The sequence below is a fragment of the Rheinheimera sp. genome, assembly GCF_036568245.1.
In the GTDB taxonomy this organism is placed as follows: Bacteria; Pseudomonadota; Gammaproteobacteria; order Enterobacterales; family Alteromonadaceae; genus Alishewanella.
The window spans coordinates 1-18026 of record NZ_DATCSY010000206.1 but is presented as its reverse complement, the minus strand read 5'-3'; the positions used below and the strand labels follow the sequence as shown (position 1 = coordinate 18026).

Below are 18026 nucleotides of genomic sequence, written 5' to 3'. Positions count from 1 at the left end.
ACAGCCATAAGGACAACGCAATGCGCGGTATGCGCTCTGCAGCAAAACAACCGGCCCCGACCAAGCGGCCGGAAGCTACAAACCTGAAACAAACACTGGCCATGCTGTGGCCTTATCTGTGGCAATTTAAATACCGTGTGCTACTGGCCCTGCTGGCGTTAATTGCTGCCAAGGCTGCGGTATTGCTAATGCCACTGGCTCTTAAATACATTGTTGATGCGCTGGATAGTGGCCAGCATACGTTGGTACTGGTGCCTGTCGCACTGTTGTTGCTATACGGTGGCCTGCGCTTTGCCGGCGTGTTTTTTGGTGAAGTGCGTGATGCACTGTTTGGCCGCGTCACTGAACATGCCATGCGACAGCTTGGGCTTAAGGTGTTTCAGCATCTGCACAGCTTAGAGCTGGCATTTCATCTGGACAGGCAAACCGGCGGCATCAGCCGTGACATTGAACGTGGCACCAACGGCTTAAGTTTTTTAATGCGCTTTCTGATGTTTAACATAGCACCAACGCTGTTTGAGATTCTGGCAGTGGCGGTGATTTTCGCCACGTTGTTCTCGCCGTTGTATTCCGTGGTTACTGTACTGGCCGTTGCGTTGTACATTTTTTTTACGGTAGTCATTACCGAGTGGCGCAATAAATATACCCGCGAGGCCAATCAGGCCGATAACACCACCAACAGCCGCGCTATCGACAGCCTGCTAAACTACGAAACGGTAAAATACTTTAACAACGAGCAGTATGAAGCCCAAACCTACGACAGCTTTTTAGCCAAATGGGAGCAGGCGCGGTTAAAAAACCGTTTAAGCCTGCTGGCACTGAACTCTGGTCAGGCTTTTATTATTGCCGCCGCCATTACCTCCCTGATGTGGCTGGCCGCTGATGAAGTGGTCAGCAAACAGCTGACACTGGGCGATTTGGTAATGGTCAATGCCTATATGATCCAGTTGTTTTTACCGCTTAACTTTTTAGGCTTTGTCTACCGGGAAATTCGCCGCGCCTTAACTGATCTGGAGAACATGCTGGGTTTATTAAAACGCCGACCGCAGATCACCGAGCAGCCGGACGCTAAACTGCTGCAGTTACAGCAGGGAGCACTGCAGTTTGATCAGGTTAGCTTTGGTTATCAGAGCAGCCGCCCTATTTTGCGCCAACTGAGTTTTCGCGTGGCAGCAGGCACTAAAGTGGCGGTCGTTGGTGCCAGTGGCGCCGGTAAAAGCACGCTGGCACGTTTGCTGTACCGTTTTTACGATGTTGATGCCGGCAGCATCCGCATTGATGGCCAGGATATCAGCACTGTTACGCTCGACAGCCTGCGCCGCGCCATTGCAATAGTGCCGCAGGACACGGTGCTATTTAACAGCAGTATCCGCGACAATATCCGCTATGGCCGCCCTGATGCCAGTGAAGCCGATATCGACAATGCCATTGAGCTGGCACATTTAACCGGCTTTATCGCCAGCCTGCCTAAGGGTGACGCGACCGAAGTGGGCGAACGTGGCTTAAAAGTGTCCGGCGGAGAAAAGCAGCGTATCGCCATAGCCCGCGCTATCTTAAAACGCTCGCCGATACTGGTGTTTGATGAAGCCACCTCAGCGCTGGATTCTGCCGCTGAGCAGGCCATATTGCAGGCCATGCGCGAGGTGGCCCGCAATCATACCAGCCTGGTCATAGCGCACCGCTTATCCACTATTACCGATGCAGACAATATTATCGTGCTGAAAAACGGCGAGCTGGCCGAGCAAGGTACACATGACGAACTGCTTGCCGCTAACGCTGAATACGCCCGTATGTGGCAGTTACAGCAAAAGCAGCAGCGTTAACAGCCTGCCACTGGCTAGCCCGGAACGCTCTGGCTATACTGGCTGCGCTTATTACAATAACGATACACCAGGGGATACCTATGACACCTTTTAAACTTTCGCTGACAGCTGCCTTAGTCGGCTCGGCGTTGCTGCTGGCCGGCTGTGGCGACAAACCACAAACCGCCACACCCGCCAAAGCAGAACAGCGCACGCTAACTGAAGCCGATGCTGTCGCTTTTTTAGATGAAACGGCAACCAAGCTGGAGCAGCTGTACTTAGAATCAAACCGCGCCGAGTGGATTTATTCTAACTTTATTACCGAAGACACCGCCTCCCTGGCGGCAGATGTGAATGAAAAGCTGACAGTAGAAATGGTAAACCTGGCCACGGCAGCGGCAAAATTCGACCAGGTAGCATTGTCGGAAGACAGCCGCCGTAAGCTGGATAAACTGAAACTGGCCCTGACCTTACCGGCACCTCAAGATGCGGCAAAAACCGCCGAGATGGCGAAAATCGTCGCTGAATTAGGCGGCCTGTATGGCAAAGGCAAGTACTGTAAAGCCGATGGTAAGTGTTTGTCACTGGGCGATATGTCAGCCATTATGGCCAGCAGCCGTGATTACGACGAACAGCTGGAAATGTGGCAGGCCTGGCGCGAAATCAGTAAACCGATGCGCCCGCTGTATACCCGTTTAATTGAGCTGACCAACGAAGGCGCGAAAGAGCTGGGCTATGCTGACACCGGCGCGATGTGGCGTTCTAAATACGATATGCCGGCCGATGATTTTGCCAAAGAGCTGGACCGGGTGTGGGATCAGGTAAAACCGCTGTATGAATCACTGCACTGCCACGTGCGTAGCAAGTTATCTGAGCAATACGGTGCAGATAAAGTGCCGCTGGATAAACCTATTCCGGCGCATTTACTGGGTAACATGTGGGCGCAAAGCTGGGGCAATATTTACGATATCGTTGCGCCTAAAGATGCCGATCCGGGCTACGATGTGACCAAACTGCTGGAGCAGCATAACTATGACGAAATTAAGATGGTTAAAGGCGCCGAAGGCTTCTTTACTTCGTTAGGCTTTGCCCCGCTGCCAGAAACCTTTTACCAGCGCTCGCTGTTCTTGAAACCGGCCGACCGTGATGTGGAATGCCACGCCTCCGCCTGGGATTTAGACGCCAAAGACGACTTACGTATTAAAATGTGTATTCAACGCACCGGCGAAGAGTTCTCGGTTATTCACCATGAACTGGGGCATAACTTCTACCAGCGCGCTTACAAAGACCAGCCGGTATACTTCCAGGAAAGCGCCAACGACGGCTTCCACGAAGCGATTGGCGACACTATCGCGTTATCAGTGACACCGGGTTATTTAAAGCAGATTGGCCTCTTGGACACAGTACCGGATGAGAGCAAAGACATCGGCCTGCTGATGAAAATGGCGATGGATAAAATTGCTTTTGTGCCTTTTGGCCTGTTAGTAGACCAGTGGCGCTGGAAGGTATTTAACGGCGAAATTACGCCCGAGCACTACAACGAAGCCTGGTGGCAGCTGCGTGAAAAATACCAGGGCGTCGCCGCGCCGGTAGCACGTTCAGAAGCCGATTTTGACCCGGGTGCCAAGTACCATGTACCGGGCAATGTGCCCTACACCCGTTATTTCTTAGCGCATATTCTGCAGTTCCAGTTCCACAAGGCACTGTGTGATATCGCCGGTAACGAAGGTGCCGTGCACCGCTGTTCAATTTACAACAGCAAAGAAGCCGGCGCTAAGTTAAACCAGATGCTGGAAATGGGCTCAAGCCAGCCTTGGCAGCAAGCGTTAGAAGTGGTCACCGGCAAGCCGGAGATGGACGCCACTGCTATTCTGGATTACTTCGCCCCGCTGCAAGCTTATCTAGACGAGCAGAACAAAGGCCAGCAATGCGGCTGGTAAGTTAGTCTGATAAAGCAAAAAGCCCGCGTAAGCGGGCTTTTTTCATCGGAAGCATGAATTTGACTCATGTTACTGTTACGTAGTAAAAACCAATGCCTGAATAAACATTATTTCAGTCACTTATCAGCAAACCTGACTTTGACCACCTTTATAAATATGGAATTTACGGAAGCACGACCCAATGCTAAAAACTATACGGATATTAATACCATGCCTGCTAATGATGTGTTTTATCAGCGGCTCGGTTACGGCTCAGGTGCAATTACACTCAAGCGCAGTCGGCGATTATCAGCTGTATCTACCCAAAACACCCGCTAAAAATATTCTGGTTGTGGCGCATGGTATGCTGGGTAAAAACCAGCAGGCTGCACAACAGGCCAGAACCTATGCAGAACGCTGGATACCTTATGCTGAGCAGCATGGCTTAATTATTATTGCACCGGTATTTGATGATGAGCGTTTTGGTAACCTGTCTCAGGGCTATGGCGGCTACCGCAATTTGTTTGGCAAATATATAGGCGCCGATGACTTTGTTAACCGGCTGGTTGCACAATATTCCCGCCAGACCCGTTCGGGTTCTAATCAGTTCTATCTTTACGGCCACTCTGCTGGTGGGCAGTTTGTTGCCCGATATTCAGTAACGCACCCTGAGCGGATAATTCAGGCGGTGATAAGCGCAGCCGGCCGCTATTCTTATCCTGATACCAGTGCCGCCTGGCCATATGGCGCGGGCCGCCTGAATAAAACAATCAGCTGGGATAATGGTGCTGTGGTAAGGCAAGAACGTGTCAGCCCACAGCTGATAAATTATGCTAAAGCCGCAGACAAAGTGCAGATAGTCATCGGTGCGCTGGATACAAAAGCACAGGACAAAAGGCCCGCCCACATCGGCAGAAACAGAATTGAGCTTGCGAACAGCTGGGCAGCGTCAATGAACAATCTTGACCATAGTTACAACATGGCAGGAAACATAAGGGTACATCAGGTGGCCGGTGTCGGGCACGACTCGGCACGCCTGACAACGCACGCGGCGTATTTATTATTTACTTAACACAGAAAAACTGCCAACCAGAAAGTGCTGCCCCCAGTTACGGGCAGCGATTTGACTAAGCGCTGAATTCCCGCAGCTGAATAACATTGCCGTCAGAATCCGCGATATTGCATACGGTGAAAATCGGGTTAGACCATTCACCATCAAACGCCTTACCACCGAGTTGCTGCGCTTTTAACCTTGCCGCTGCCAGGCTATCGACCGTCATAAACAGTTTCACCGCACTGAATTGCGCCGCTGGCATATCAAATGGCGGCGTATGAATAACGATATTAAAACTATCTTTCACCAGGCTAATCAGCTCGGGTGTTTCGCGGGCACTCTGCATGGCAAACAGCTCAGTGTAAAACCTTGCCAAGGCTTTAATATCAGATGAATACACTATAGCGCCGTACTTTGCTGGTAAGAGGTTCATGTTAGCGATGGCTCTTTAGTTTTCTCGAAATCCAATAAAACACCAAACTCACTATTATTGACCACAACAGATAGGCTGGTAATGTTGTCTGCAGCATCAATAAACCGCTTTCTACCCGCTGCTCTTCCACTAAAAACGGCGTAGCTTGCTGGTTAAAGGAATAATTAAAAATAAAAAAACACACCGCAAAGTTCAGTAATGTCAGGCCGGTATATACCAACAATGTTTTCATAGGCTGATTATTTCACCTCCCAAAACCAAATTTCTTTTGCCTGATTTAAATCACTTACCCGACCGAAAAACTCCAAAATACTGCGCGTGAACATAGACGAGCTGGTTATCTGATCTTTGTTCCATAAATCAATGTGATCACCACTTCGGTTGGCAAAAGATTCATTGCCCCGTGTCCAATAATCTTTGAAAAAGATGATGCCAGTGCGTCCTTCCAGTTTCTCTTGAAATTCAGCAGGCAAGATACTTTCTCTTTTTCCAAGCCCTTTTATATTGCTTTTGAACAACCAGTCTGCCATCTGTTCAGCTAGCAAAATATGCTTCATACCCGCATGTGACCAGCACTTGTTTGCTCCAGAACTCGCTGTTGAAACACCTGAACGTATCAAGGTTTCACTGAGTAAAATGGCACAGTAATCACTAAAAGGTTGTGACGTGTCTTGCTGTTTATTAAAGCATCTTCCTTTTATCTCATTTTTCTTGGGGAAATCTGACCATAGCTTTTCGAAATTTAACATAGAGGACTCCCTGCCGATTTATTCCATACGAGTTTGTTTTTCGGAACAATTAAACTAGCCAACAACGCCAAAACAATCAACCTTTAATTTACTTAATTTAAACATAAGGCAAGAAGCTTATACCCCAGCACTAAAGTGCTATGGTGCATTTTTCACCAACTGCTTAGCTTGTGTTGCAACCCAACAGGAGCGAACACCATGTATAACTATAAAAATATTGTCCTTACTACCCTCTTTAGCTTTTTTGCCAGCTGCAGCCTGATGCTGCAGGCGGCTTGTGTTGATGCCGTAGTGCTGGTGCACGGCAATACCGCGACGCCAGCCAGCTGGAATAACACTTATAACTACTTAATCAGCAAAGGCTATAGCAGCAGTGATATTTACCGACCGGACTGGGGCTCGAAAAGCTGTGCCGCCTGTAATGATCACAGTGGCAGTGAAGAAACACCGGTGCGCAATGCATTGCAACAGGCCTTAGCCAGTTCCTGTACTGGAAAAATAGATGTTATCGGCCATTCGATGGGCGCAACACTGGCAGCGCAGCAAATTGATAAGCTGGCTATTGCGTCGCAGGTGAACAGTTTTGTCGGTATTGCCGGTGCGTTTCGCGGCTTATTAAGCTGTGGCGTGTACCCGTACAATGTGTGGAACTCTACCTGCGGCAGTGCTGGGCTGTCGGTATCAAGCCCGTTTTTAGATGGCTTGTACGGCACCCGTTTTGGCCAAAAAGTGTATTCAATAAAAAGCTACAGCGATCAGGTAGTGTGCTCAACCGGCAGCTGCCTGGTGTACGGTATACACAGCAGCAGTATCTGGGGTGAAAATGCCAGCTACAGCTATGTACTGGGCCATTTTGGTTTACAAACCGATACTGCTGCGCAGCAGTATCAGCTGATTAAATAACCTCAGCCCAACAACCACTGCTGCAGCTGTGCCAGCGAGCTGACTTCGATATGCGGCGTAATACCCTCTGGCCGTGCTGCGCCGTGGCGGTTGAGCCAGCAGGTATCGATACCGGCATTGATACCGCCTTTAATATCGGCGTGCGGGTTATCGCCAACCATTAGAATATGCTGCTTGGGCGGGTGGCCCATCAGGGAAAATGCATGGTTGAAAATATCAATATGCGGTTTGGCCACACCGACCTGCTCAGAAATCACCAAAGGTGAAAACACATCGGCAAAGCCGGTGCGTTCCAGCCGTATTTGCTGCAGCTCGGTAAAACCATTAGTAATAATGCCCATCTTTACCCGGCCTTTCAGGGCGTTAATCAGCTCTGCCGCCCCCGGCAGCGGGGTACACACATCGGCCATCGCCTGCATAAAAGCGCTGTTCAGTGCCCCAGCTGTGGTACTAAGTTTATCAGCCCAGGGCGTAAAACGGTTTACCTGCAGCTGTTTTGCGCTGATCTCACCTTGCTGGTACTGCTGCCACAGCGGCAGATTGATTGACTGATAATAGTCGTACTCGGCGGTATCAAACTGATAGTCATGGCGGGAAAACATTAACTGTAAACCGGCATAGGCATCAAAATGAAACAGGGTTTCGTCGGCGTCAAATAAAATCCACTGATACTGCAAGGTGATCTCCGAAGTTGTAGCTAAACGGCAACAACAGTCATAACCGCTTACACTTTGTTGCTGGGTTAATAGGGCTTGCGGCGCTAATATTGCGCTATATCAAAATCGCAGTGCTGCACAAGGGTATAGTACCCCAACGCACTCCTCTGCGTGTTTAGTGGCCGGTCAGAACCCCAACCTTCTGGCTGGTCTTTTTTTTGGGGTTTATCACTAACCACCCAATTGCTGTACCACATACTCACACAACTGGTGGCTACTGAGCGCACGTTTGTTTTCTGTCACGTTGGTACCGCCTTTTTCCAACTGGCCGATAAAGGCTTCCAGCATGCTGACAAAGCCACGCCGCTGCAAGGTGCTGTGCCAGTCGTGCTGCGGCAGTTGCTGTAGCTGGTTGCTGTGTGCATGGTGCCCCAGCACCAGATTATCAATCTGCCAGTGCTTATTGTGACCGTAGTATTCCAGCCGCTCCATATTAACGCCTGACAGCCGGTTCATCGACACCGATACGGTAGTTTTACCCAACTGCCAGTTTACCTGCACCGCACCCAGCAGTTTGTTGCCGGCCTGGCTGGTATCAAACTGGCCGTACACCGCCGGCGTAAAGTTACCTTTGTTATGCATCACCGTAGCGTAATGGGCAAAATCGAGCAGGTGAATAAAGTCGTCATAGACAAAGGTGCGTGTATCAGCGGGCAGATTATAGCGGTGTTTCTGGTAGTGCAGTTGCACTGGCAATTCCGCGAGCGGTTCCTGATACAGCGGCACATAGCGGCGGTTAAAGCCAACAAATAATGGCAGGTTGCGCCGCTCGGCAAATGTCAGTAACTGCTCACACTCATCTAGCTGGTAACTGATAGGTTTGTCGACAAACACCGCTATGCCAGCCTGCAACAACTGCATGGCGATACTAAAGTGACTGTCGGTACTGCTGTGGATCATCACCGCATCTGGCCGGGCTGCAATCAGCTGTGACAGCTCAGTGTAACCTTCACGAATGCGGTATTGTTGCATCAGTTTCTGCAGCAGCGCGGCCTGGCGGGTGCAAAGCAGCGGTGTTACCCTCGCCATACTGCTCAGTAAAGGTAAATACGCTTTTTGCGCAATATCGCCAAGCCCCAGCAACGCTATTCTCATACCGCACCCTTGTCAGTGAAATTACTACACAGGGTACGTAAAGCCGCTGCTGCATACAAGGTGCAGCAACGGCTGCGCAGTTAAAATAGCTGCTGTGGCGCTATTCCAGCACCGTTTTCTGGCATTGCAGCGCCGCCGCGCCGTAGCCCCAAATCAGCATGATGCCATCTTCCTGTTGCCACAGGCTTTCATTTGGCCCTTCGTAGCGGTAGCCGCTGCCCGTTTCGGTATGGTACATCAGCACTGTTTTATCGCCCCGCTCTGCCAGCAGCGTTGGCGGTACAGTGCTGAAAAAGGTCACCACCACTTCGTCAGCCACTGAGGTACCGCATTGAAACCTGACAGGCCCGGTAAAGTTGGTCAGCCGGTAATGTGCTTGCAGCTCTGCAATACGTCTGTTGTAGGCGGCTTTGACACAACCGGCTTTGTCCTGGTTTTTCCAGCAGTCATTACGGCCTTTTATCCAGCCCCGCTGCTCGGCAGGCAGCATATTCGGCTGCTGATTTTCTGCTTTTTTAACTGCGCTGGCATAAACGGTTGCGAGCTGATTATCCAGTTCGGCCAGCTCAGCCTGCTGACAAATCAGCTGCTCTATACTGTCCTGCGCCACATTATCACAGCTAAACGATGGGTTACTGCGCGCCTCATTTTGGCGCGGCTGGCTGTAATCGACGCTGTGATCGCAGCTGCCATCATTTTCACAATCGTTAATACCGTTCTGATCCAGATCCCAGCTTGGGTGCATCGTCTTTGCAGCCGCGTTATTACTTTGCACAGGTGCTTGCGCTGGTGCAGATGCCGTCTCTGCCGGCTGTTCACCACAGCCGTATAGCATAGTAGTCAGTAGCAGCGCACCGGTATAGATTTGTATTTTCATCATCAGTCCCTGTTGTGGTAAACCTTAACTGCGCAGATGCTGGTTAAAAAATGCCAGCGTGCGCTGCCAGGCCAGTTCAGCCATGGGTTCGTTGTAACGGGCCGTTGAGTCATTGTGAAAACCATGGTGTGATGCCTCGTAGCGCTCGATTTTGTAATCAATATGGTGCTGCTTCAGTAAGGCTTCGGCATCCGGCCACATCGCGTTAACCCGCTCGTCCAGCTCACCCAATTGCACCAAAAGCGGCGCTTTAATGGCGTTGATACTTTCCGCCGGTGGCGGTGAGCCGTAAAACGGCACAGCAGCGTTTACCGTGTCCGGCAACTCTGCAGCCAAACGCCCGGCCATAGCACCACCAAAGCAAAACCCTACCACACCAAGCTTACCATTGCCGCCTTCCAGCTGTTTTAGCCAGCTGGCCGCAGCTTTAAAATCGGCAATAATTTTGCCGGGTTCAAGGCTGCGCTGCATTTGCCGGCCATCATCGTCATTACCCGGGTAGCCGCCAAGTGGCCACAGCGCATCGGGGGCAAAAGCGATAAAGCCGGCCTTGGCCAAACGGCGGGCCACATCTTCAATATAAGGGTTTAAGCCGCGGTTTTCGTGTACCACTAATATTACCGGTACGGAGGCACCGCTATTTTTCGGCCTGACCAGATAACCACGCCCTTCGCCATGGCCGCCGGGGGCTGCAAACTTCTGGTAGCTGGCGCTAATGTCCGGGTCGTTAAAAGGCACCTGCTCAGCCAGCGCATAATTGGGCAGCATACTGTTAATAAAACTGGTTGCCAGCGTGGCATTGACGGCCAACGCACTCATACCGGCAAAGAAGGCCCGCCGGCTCATCATGCCGTGGGCGTATTTATCGTATAGCTGATAAGCCTGCTCTGGTATGGCAGGTGTCTGACACGGTTCAGGTTTTGTCATGCTATTGCTCTTCTGTTTGCGTTAAAAAACGGGACGAAAAATAAACAGCAATACGCGTTATAGTACAGAACAGATCCGCTGTCAGTATTTACTGCTACTTCAGCGTCAGCGGAATTTTGATATAGCTGACACCATTAGCCTGTGCTTTAGGCAACTGCCCGCCGCGGATATTCACCTGCACCGAGGGGTAAATCAGCCGCGGTACTGCCAGGGTTTTGTCACGCGTTTCACGTTTTTGCACAAACTCTTGCTCCGGCGTATCGGCTTTGACATGAATATTGGCCGCTTTTTGTTCTGCCACACTGGTCAGGTAACGCAGGTCCCGGCCATTTGGCTGATAGTCATGGCAGATAAAAATACGGGTGTCATCGGGCAGCTGATAAATACGCTGAATAGAACGGAATAAAATATGCGCATCACCGCCGGGGAAATCGCAGCGCGCGGTACCGGCATCCGGCATAAACAGCGAATCGCCGACAAACAGATTGCCGGCTATCAGATAGCTGACACTGTCATTGGTATGGCCCGGCGTATTAATCACCCGGGCGTTTACGTTGCCAATAGTGAATGTTTCATTGTCGCTAAATAGCTTATCAAAGTAATCGCCTTTGGCAGTCAGCTCATCGTCATCCAGGTTAAACACCAGCTTAAAGGTTTGTTGTACTTTTTTAATACCCTCGCCAATTGCGATGGGGGCGCCGGTTTTACGCTTCAGATAATCTGCGGCGGATAAATGGTCAGCATGGGCGTGGGTTTCTAAAATCCATTGCAGCGTAAACTGCTGCTGCGCCAGATAAGACAGGATCTTATCTGCCCCACCGGTGCTGACAGTGCCGGCAGCGGCGTCGTAATCCAGTACCGGGTCAATCACTGCGGCCTGACGGCTGTGTGTATCTGCCACTACATAACTAAAGGTTGAACTGTCTTTATCAAAAAACATTTCGATATGCACATTCGCCGTACTCATACGCACCTCGTAAATTAGATTTTTCTAAATTTAGATTGCAGCTTAGCTAAAACCACCCTAGAATGCAATTACTGTTATAAGCATATTCCACTTGGTTATATAAGGTAAAGCCATAATGTTAGCCTTAGTCGGTGCCATTGTTATTGGTGTAAGCCTGGGCCTGTTTGGTTCCGGTGGCTCTATTCTTACCGTGCCTGTGCTGCTGTATTTGCTGCATATGCCAGCACAACTGGCGATAGCCTCGTCATTACTGATTGTTGCTAGCATCAGTTTATTCGGTTCAGTGCGCAATGGTTTGCAGCGGCTGATCAGTTGGCGCCATGTGCTGTGGTTTGGTGTGCCAGGCATGCTGGGTACCTATGGCGGCGCCTGGCTGGGTACGCTGGTTGACGCCCGCTGGCAGCTGTTGGTATTTGCCGTGCTGATGCTGGTTGCAGCGGTGATGATGTGGCGCAGTAACGTCAGCGAACACGGCAACAACAAAGCCTTTAAGCCGGTAAAAATAGTCGCCGATGGCCTGTTGGTAGGCGCAATCACCGGTTTTGTCGGTGTCGGTGGCGGCTTTTTAATTGTACCGGCGCTGGTGCTACTGGGTGGGTTAAGTATGCCGGTTGGCGTGGCGACCAGCCTGGTCATTATTGCTATGAAATCTTTTGTTGGCTTTGGCAAATACTATTGGGTGATGGTGGCACAAGGTGCGGTATTTGACTGGCGCAGTATAGGTCTGATGATTATCGCCGGCATTATTGGCAGTTTCGTTGGCTCAGCACTGGGTAAACGTTTGCCCAAACAACAGTTGCAGCGCGCCTTTGCGGTGTTTTTAGCCATTATGGCCGCTGTTGTCATTTATCAGTCTGTACTTTAAACATCAGCACAGGAGCTTGATATGAAAACATCGCAACAATTAATCGCAGAAGCTAAAGCTGTCATTCAGGAAATCAGCGTAGCGCAGCTGCAGCAGGTGTTGCAGCAAGACAGCGAGGCGGTACTGATTGATGTGCGTGAAAGCAGCGAATTTCAGCAGCAACATATTTTAGGTTCGGTAAATTACCCGCGTGGCGTGCTGGAGATGAATATTCATAATCACCCCAAAGTCGCCGCTGCTGGCTGTGAGCCTGCTATAGCACTGGAACAACTGGCCACACAGCCTGTTTACCTGATTTGCCGCTCGGGTGGTCGCAGTGCACTGGCGGCCGAATCGCTGCAGCGTATGGGTTTTGCCAAAGTGTACTCGGTGGCAGGTGGCATGCAAGCCTGGCTTGATGCCGCTTTACCGGTTAAACACTAAACCGGAGGTAATATGGAAAACTTTACTCCAGTATCCGCATTAATCGGCGGCGCGCTAATTGGCCTTGGTGCTTTGCTGCTGTATCTGTTCAGTGGCCGTATTGCCGGTATTTCCGGCATAGCAAGCAATGCGCTGTTCAACCCTGATGGCCGCAGCTGGCGTCTGGCATTTGTTGCCGGCATTCTAATTGGCCCTTTGCTGGTTGGCTTAGTGAGCAGTAATTTTAACTACAGCACCCCCGAGTTTAACTGGCAGCTTATTGTCGGCGGCTTACTGGTAGGTATTGGCACCGGCTGGGGCAGTGGCTGCACCTCAGGCCATGGCATTTGTGGCATCAGCCGTTTATCTGTCCGCTCAATCACAGCTACGCTGATTTTTATGCTGACAGGTATGCTTATTGCCACCCTGCTGCACTGATTCATTCACACGGATTAGAGGACCATTACCATGCCTGTGTTAATCGCTTTAGTTGCCGGAATACTGATGTCAGCCGGCATCGCTTATTCAAAAATGATCGACCCTGCAAAAGTGCTGGGGTTTCTTACGCTGAATGAACACTGGGATCCAAGCCTGATGCTGGTGATGGCCGGCGCGCTGGCCGTGTATGCCAGCGGCTACTGGTTATTTGCCAGCAAACAGAAACCCTTCTTTGCTGAGCACTTTCATTTACCGTCCAAACGTGAGCTGGATAAACCCTTAGTACTTGGTTCAGCGCTGTTTGGTGCCGGTTGGGGCCTGGTTGGTTATTGCCCCGGCCCTGCACTGGCAGCACTGAGCAGCGGCAGCAGTGCCACTCTGGCATTTGTGGTGGCGATGATAGCAGGCTGGTTTATCAGCCGGCGCTGGTCAATCTGAGCCGCTGTTGTTTCAGATCAAGCTGTTATGCGTCGTTGTAGTCGCAGCTGAACTATTGCTATGTTATGCTGATTTTTATTTCGTTTAACCTGGCAGGATTTATAACCTTATGAGTGGTTTTACTTCGCTGTACCTGTTTGTTGAGCGCACATTTTTCGGCACCTTAAGCCGTAAAATTGTGGGTAATATCAGTTTTCTGGCGGTTTTCTTTTTACTTGCGCTGTATATGGCCTATCCAGAAGGCGGTGCTAACGGCCACTGGTGGGCTTTGTTACTGCTTGGCCTTGGCGCTTTTATTTTTACCATCGGCTATATGCATTATCTGATTGTCCGGCCGGTAAAAGCCCTGGTTAGTGCACTGCATGATACCAACCGCAAAGGCACCGATCTGAATCACCGCTTGCCGGCATTTACCTTTGATGAGTTTCGTACCCTATCAGAAGAGTACAACCAGTTCGTCAGCCAGTTGGGGGTGTTACTCAGCGACATTCACCAGCAGGCCCATGAAACACATCAGGTGAATGAGCAGGTATCAGGAGCCGTTAACAGCACCCGTAGCCACTTGCAGGACACCGAAAAACGCAGCGGCCAGATCCGCCGCGAAAGCGATCAGGTACTGCAATATCTGGCAGACATTGTGCAGCACGGAGATGAAGTCAGCCAGGTGTCCGGCGTGGCCGTGGATAAAGCCAAGGTTGCCAGCAACCAGATGCAACAGTTAACCGGCCAACTGTCAGGTATTGTTAAGCTGCTCGACAGTTTCGGCGCCACCATTAATGGCCTGCACAAAAACTCGGAAAATGTGCGCCAGATCCTGGTGATGGTAGAAACCTTTTCCGATCAAACCAACTTGCTGGCACTGAATGCGGCAATAGAAGCGGCCCGTGCCGGCGATGCTGGCCGCGGTTTTGCTGTGGTGGCTGATGAAGTACGTACGCTGGCAGCCAAAGTAAATGACGCCACCAAACAGATATCCGGCTTTTTAAATGAGATGGAGCAGTTGGTTAGCGAAACCCGCAACGAGTCGCAAAGCCTGAACCAGCAAGCGCAGCAGGCCCAGCAGCAAATTGGCGATACCAGCACAGAGTTTGCTGTACTGCAAAAAGAGCTGCTGCAGGCGAAAACCGGTATTCAGAGTATTAACCAGACAGTGCTGGAACTGGAACAACGCTATCAGCAAACCCATCAGCATTTAAGCGCCATTGAACAAGTGACCAGTGACGCCTATAACCAGATGTCATCTATAGATCAGGCTGCCAAAGATCTGCTGACCGGCACCGCCCGCACCCAGCAACAACTGGGCCGTTTCGCCCGCAGCTAAATTCGCCGCCAGCTTAGCCCTGTCTTTGTTAAGCTGGCTATATTTGCTTACAGTTGTCAGCTTGCGGCCAACTGTTGCTGTCAGTATATTCCACATTATGTGACACACCGCTCCGCGCTTTTGCCGTCAAGGATTTTGCTATGTTAAAAAAACTGTCGTTCTCACCCGTTGTCATCGCCGTAATACTGACAGTTGCGCTGCTGCTATGGCTGTTCAGCGGTGATAATTACAGTGCAAAACAGCAGGCTCCTGCCGAGCAGCAGGTACCTAAAGCCGAAATCGCTGTCGTAGAAACCGAGTGGTCGGATGCCAAAGCGTATCAGGCGACACAGGTGGCTCAGGGCCAGGTATTGCCATGGCGTAGCGTCAGCATCAAAGCCCAGCAAGCCGGCACGGTTGAAGCATTGCTGAAACAGCAAGGTGACAGCGCCGCACAAGGCGACAAGCTGCTCAGGCTGTCAGATGAAGGCCGTGCTGCCAGTTTAGCGCAGGCCAAAGCGAATCTGGTGCTGCGTAAAAGTGAGCTCGACAGTGCCCGTGCGCTTGGCAAAAACAAGTTCTTATCGGCCACTGAGCTGACGCGGCTGGAAAGTGAACTGGCCAAGGCGCAGGCCGAGTTAACCGCGGCAGAGCTGGCCGTAACGCAGCGCGAACCGGTGGCGCCGTTTGATGCTATGGTAGACCGCCGTCATATCGAAATTGGTTCACTGGTGCAACCCGGTACCGAACTGATGCAACTGGTACAAATAGACAAACTGAAAGTTACCGCCCAGGTACCGCAGCAAGATGTGTCGGCACTGGCGCTGGGCCAGCAGGTAACACTGCGCTTGCTTGATGGCCGTGAACTGGATGGAGAGCTCAGTTTTATCAGCTTCGCTGCCGATACAGCCACCCGCAGTTTTTACATTGAAGTGACCGCAGAAAACCCGGAATTGTGGCGTGTTGCCGGTGCCAGTGCCACAGTGGAGATTTCACTGAATGCGATACAGGCACACCATATTTCACCTGCGCTGTTAAGCCTTAACAACAGCGGCCAGCTGGGGTTATCAGTGGTGAACGAGCAACAAACGGTAGAGTTTTACCCGATAACCCTGCTTAGCACCGACAATGATGGCGCCTGGGTCAGCGGTTTGCCCGAGCGGGCACAGATCATTACCCAGGGCGCGGGTTTTGTTAAAGCAGGAGACACAGTACGCATCGCCGGAGCCAAAGCATGAATACGATTATCCAGGCGGCGATACAGCGCAGCCGTGCCAGCATAATGCTGCTGATATTTTTATTTATTGCCGGTATCAGTGCTTATCAGTCTATCCCGAAAGAAGCCAACCCTGATGTGGCTATTCCGATGATGTATGTGTCGATGTCACTGGATGGCATCAGCCCGGAAGACGGTGAACGCTTATTGATAAGACCGATGGAGCACGAACTGCGATCGCTTGAGGGCATTAAGAAAATGACCTCCACGGCCAGTGAAGGCCATGCATCGGTAATGCTGGAGTTTGATGCCGGTTTTGATGCCGATCAGGCACTGGCCGATGTGCGGGTGAAAGTCGATGCCGCCCGCTCAAAATTGCCAAGCGAAGCAGAAGAGCCGGTGGTCAATGAAATAAACGTTGGCTTATTCCCGGTATTATCAGTCGGCTTATCCGGCCCGGTGTCTGAAAACCAGCTGGTGTACATTGCCCGTCAGTTACAGGAAAACATTGAAGCTATCCCTGAAGTGCTGGAAGTCGATATCGGTGGTGATCGCGAAGACTTACTGGAAATAGTTGTCGACCCGCAGGTACTTGAAGGCTATGGCCTGGATTATCAGCAGCTGTTTAATCTGGTATCAAACAATAACCGTCTGGTCGCTGCCGGTAGCTTGGACACCGGCGCCGGCCGTATGGCGATGAAAGTGCCAGGCGTGATTGAAAACCTGGACGATGTGCTGTCCATGCCGATTAAGGTAGACGGTGATACGGTGATTACCTTTGCCGATGTCGCCACTATCAGCCGCAGTTTTAAAGATCCGCTTGGTTTTGCCCGCATCAATGGCCAGCCAGCCGTGGTGCTGGAAGTGAAAAAGCGCAGCGGCGCCAATATCATTTCAACTATCGAGCAAACCAAGGCGCTGATTGATGAAGCCAGTAGTCGGTTTCCTGATGGCATGCATATTAACTACATCATGGATCAGTCCAAAGAAGTAAAAAGCATGCTGTCGGATTTGTTAAACAACGTGCTGACAGCCGTGGTACTGGTGCTTATTCTGATCATCGCCACTATGGGCGTACGCTCGGCGGTGCTGGTTGGTATTACCATACCCGGCGCTTTTTTTGCCGGCATTTTAATGATTGCAGCTCTGGGCTATACGATGAATATCATCGTGCTGTTCGCGCTTATTCTGGTGGCCGGCATGCTGGTAGATGGGGCCATAGTGGTCAGTGAATTGGCAGACCGGCATCTGGCAGAAGGGCAAACGCCCAAGCAAGCCTGGGCCAATGCTGCCGGCCGTATGGCCTGGCCAATCATCGCCTCCACCGCCACGACACTGGTGGTATTTATGCCACTGCTGTTCTGGCCGGGTGTCGTCGGGCAGTTTATGAAGTATCTGCCGGCAACAGTGATCCTGTGCCTGCTGGCATCGCTGTTTATGGCGTTAATATTCCTGCCGGTAATGGGCAGCCTGAGTAAGGCGGCAACCGCGCCGCAGGATACGCAGCAAAGCCGTGCCGGTAAAGCTTACCGCCACTTACTTGGCCGCTTACTGCAACGCCCCGGTTTTACCTTTGCCGGAATGCTCTGCGCCATGGTGCTTATTTTTGTCGCCTACGGTAAATACAACCATGGCCTGGAGTTTTTCCCGTCGGTAGAACCAGAATCAGCACAGGTGTGGGTGCGTGCCCGTGGTGATATGTCAATTTATGAAAAAGATGCACTGCTGCAAAAAGTCGAGCAGCGCCTGCTGGGGTTGTCTGAAGTAAAAGCCCTGTATGCCCGCTCTATGGCAAGCAGCAGCGGCGAGCTGGCAGCAGATGTGGTCGGCACTTTGCAATTTCAGTTTATCGACTGGCACGACAGGCGCAAAGCCGCCCAGATCCTCGATGAAATGCGCAGCCTCACTGCCGATATTCCAGGCAT

19 protein-coding genes are annotated in these 18026 nt (G+C 51.2%); 11 read left to right on the top strand and 8 right to left on the bottom strand.

The window, feature by feature from the left end; genetic code table 11:
• Nucleotides 1-20 precede the first annotated feature (20 nt).
• From VIN66_RS09435 to VIN66_RS09425, 3 genes are all read left to right on the top strand, one after another.
• Complete coding sequence (locus tag VIN66_RS09435; RefSeq protein ID WP_414709888.1) at nucleotides 21-1823, top strand: ABCB family ABC transporter ATP-binding protein/permease; 1803 nt, start codon at nucleotides 21-23, stop codon at nucleotides 1821-1823.
• 80 nt (nucleotides 1824-1903) lie between these two features.
• Entirely contained in the window at nucleotides 1904-3742 is a 1839-nt protein-coding gene (locus VIN66_RS09430) for a M2 family metallopeptidase (protein WP_331923745.1), read from the top strand.
• Between the two features lie 181 nt (nucleotides 3743-3923).
• Nucleotides 3924-4793, top strand: coding sequence for an alpha/beta fold hydrolase (locus VIN66_RS09425; RefSeq protein ID WP_331923744.1), 870 nt, complete (start codon nucleotides 3924-3926; stop codon nucleotides 4791-4793).
• A gap of 55 nt (nucleotides 4794-4848) precedes the next feature.
• Here VIN66_RS09425 and VIN66_RS09420 read toward each other — a convergent pair whose 3' ends face one another.
• From VIN66_RS09420 to VIN66_RS09410, 3 genes are read right to left on the bottom strand one after another with little or no spacing between them, the layout of a single operon-like run.
• The gene (locus VIN66_RS09420; protein ID WP_331923743.1) at nucleotides 4849-5208 is read right to left on the bottom strand and encodes a hypothetical protein; all 360 of its coding nucleotides are present in this window, start codon (nucleotides 5206-5208) and stop codon (nucleotides 4849-4851) included.
• 1 nt (nucleotide 5209) lies between these two features.
• Nucleotides 5210-5440: a hypothetical protein gene (locus VIN66_RS09415; protein WP_331923742.1), complete on the bottom strand. Its 231-nt coding sequence runs from the start codon at nucleotides 5438-5440 to the stop codon at nucleotides 5210-5212.
• A 7-nt stretch (nucleotides 5441-5447) separates the two neighbouring features.
• Nucleotides 5448-5957 carry a type VI secretion system amidase effector protein Tae4 gene (locus VIN66_RS09410; RefSeq protein WP_331923741.1) on the bottom strand — a complete coding sequence of 170 codons (510 nt, stop codon included), beginning with the start codon at nucleotides 5955-5957 and terminating at the stop codon, nucleotides 5448-5450.
• 198 nt (nucleotides 5958-6155) lie between these two features.
• Between VIN66_RS09410 and VIN66_RS09405 the strand changes: the two genes are divergently transcribed.
• A complete protein-coding gene (locus tag VIN66_RS09405) occupies nucleotides 6156-6860 on the top strand; it encodes an esterase/lipase family protein (protein ID WP_331923740.1) in 705 nt (234 codons plus the stop codon).
• A gap of 2 nt (nucleotides 6861-6862) precedes the next feature.
• Here VIN66_RS09405 and yjjG read toward each other — a convergent pair whose 3' ends face one another.
• The 5 genes from yjjG to VIN66_RS09380 all read right to left on the bottom strand — a co-directional run bounded on the left by yjjG (nucleotide 6863) and on the right by VIN66_RS09380 (nucleotide 11442).
• Nucleotides 6863-7537: a pyrimidine 5'-nucleotidase gene (gene yjjG / locus VIN66_RS09400; RefSeq protein WP_331923739.1), complete on the bottom strand. Its 675-nt coding sequence runs from the start codon at nucleotides 7535-7537 to the stop codon at nucleotides 6863-6865.
• A gap of 210 nt (nucleotides 7538-7747) precedes the next feature.
• A complete protein-coding gene (locus VIN66_RS09395) occupies nucleotides 7748-8671 on the bottom strand; it encodes a Gfo/Idh/MocA family oxidoreductase (protein WP_331923738.1) in 924 nt (307 codons plus the stop codon).
• Between the two features lie 100 nt (nucleotides 8672-8771).
• Nucleotides 8772-9551, bottom strand: a complete 780-nt coding sequence (locus VIN66_RS09390; RefSeq protein ID WP_331923737.1) for an MliC family protein — start codon at nucleotides 9549-9551, stop codon at nucleotides 8772-8774.
• A gap of 21 nt (nucleotides 9552-9572) precedes the next feature.
• On the bottom strand, nucleotides 9573-10475 hold the full coding sequence (locus tag VIN66_RS09385; RefSeq protein ID WP_331923736.1) for a dienelactone hydrolase family protein: 903 nt from the start codon (nucleotides 10473-10475) through the stop codon (nucleotides 9573-9575).
• A 94-nt stretch (nucleotides 10476-10569) separates the two neighbouring features.
• Nucleotides 10570-11442 (bottom strand): MBL fold metallo-hydrolase, encoded by an 873-nt coding sequence (locus VIN66_RS09380; protein ID WP_331923735.1) that lies wholly within the window; start codon nucleotides 11440-11442, stop codon nucleotides 10570-10572.
• Between the two features lie 115 nt (nucleotides 11443-11557).
• Between VIN66_RS09380 and VIN66_RS09375 the strand changes: the two genes are divergently transcribed.
• The 7 genes from VIN66_RS09375 to VIN66_RS09345 form a co-directional block, all read left to right on the top strand.
• Complete coding sequence (locus tag VIN66_RS09375; RefSeq protein ID WP_331923734.1) at nucleotides 11558-12307, top strand: sulfite exporter TauE/SafE family protein; 750 nt, start codon at nucleotides 11558-11560, stop codon at nucleotides 12305-12307.
• A 21-nt stretch (nucleotides 12308-12328) separates the two neighbouring features.
• Complete coding sequence (locus VIN66_RS09370) at nucleotides 12329-12730, top strand: rhodanese-like domain-containing protein (protein ID WP_331923733.1); 402 nt, start codon at nucleotides 12329-12331, stop codon at nucleotides 12728-12730.
• Nucleotides 12731-12742: 12 nt separating this feature from the next.
• A complete protein-coding gene (locus VIN66_RS09365; RefSeq protein ID WP_331923732.1) occupies nucleotides 12743-13147 on the top strand; it encodes a YeeE/YedE family protein in 405 nt (134 codons plus the stop codon).
• A 30-nt stretch (nucleotides 13148-13177) separates the two neighbouring features.
• Nucleotides 13178-13585 carry a YeeE/YedE family protein gene (locus VIN66_RS09360; protein ID WP_331923731.1) on the top strand — a complete coding sequence of 136 codons (408 nt, stop codon included), beginning with the start codon at nucleotides 13178-13180 and terminating at the stop codon, nucleotides 13583-13585.
• A gap of 109 nt (nucleotides 13586-13694) precedes the next feature.
• Nucleotides 13695-14906 (top strand): methyl-accepting chemotaxis protein, encoded by a 1212-nt coding sequence (locus tag VIN66_RS09355; protein ID WP_331923730.1) that lies wholly within the window; start codon nucleotides 13695-13697, stop codon nucleotides 14904-14906.
• A gap of 140 nt (nucleotides 14907-15046) precedes the next feature.
• Nucleotides 15047-16123, top strand: a complete 1077-nt coding sequence (locus VIN66_RS09350) for an efflux RND transporter periplasmic adaptor subunit (protein WP_331923729.1) — start codon at nucleotides 15047-15049, stop codon at nucleotides 16121-16123.
• The coding region (locus VIN66_RS09345) for an efflux RND transporter permease subunit (RefSeq protein ID WP_331923728.1) at nucleotides 16120-18026 on the top strand (1907 nt) is incomplete at its 3' end. The genes VIN66_RS09350 and VIN66_RS09345, both read left to right, overlap by 4 nt.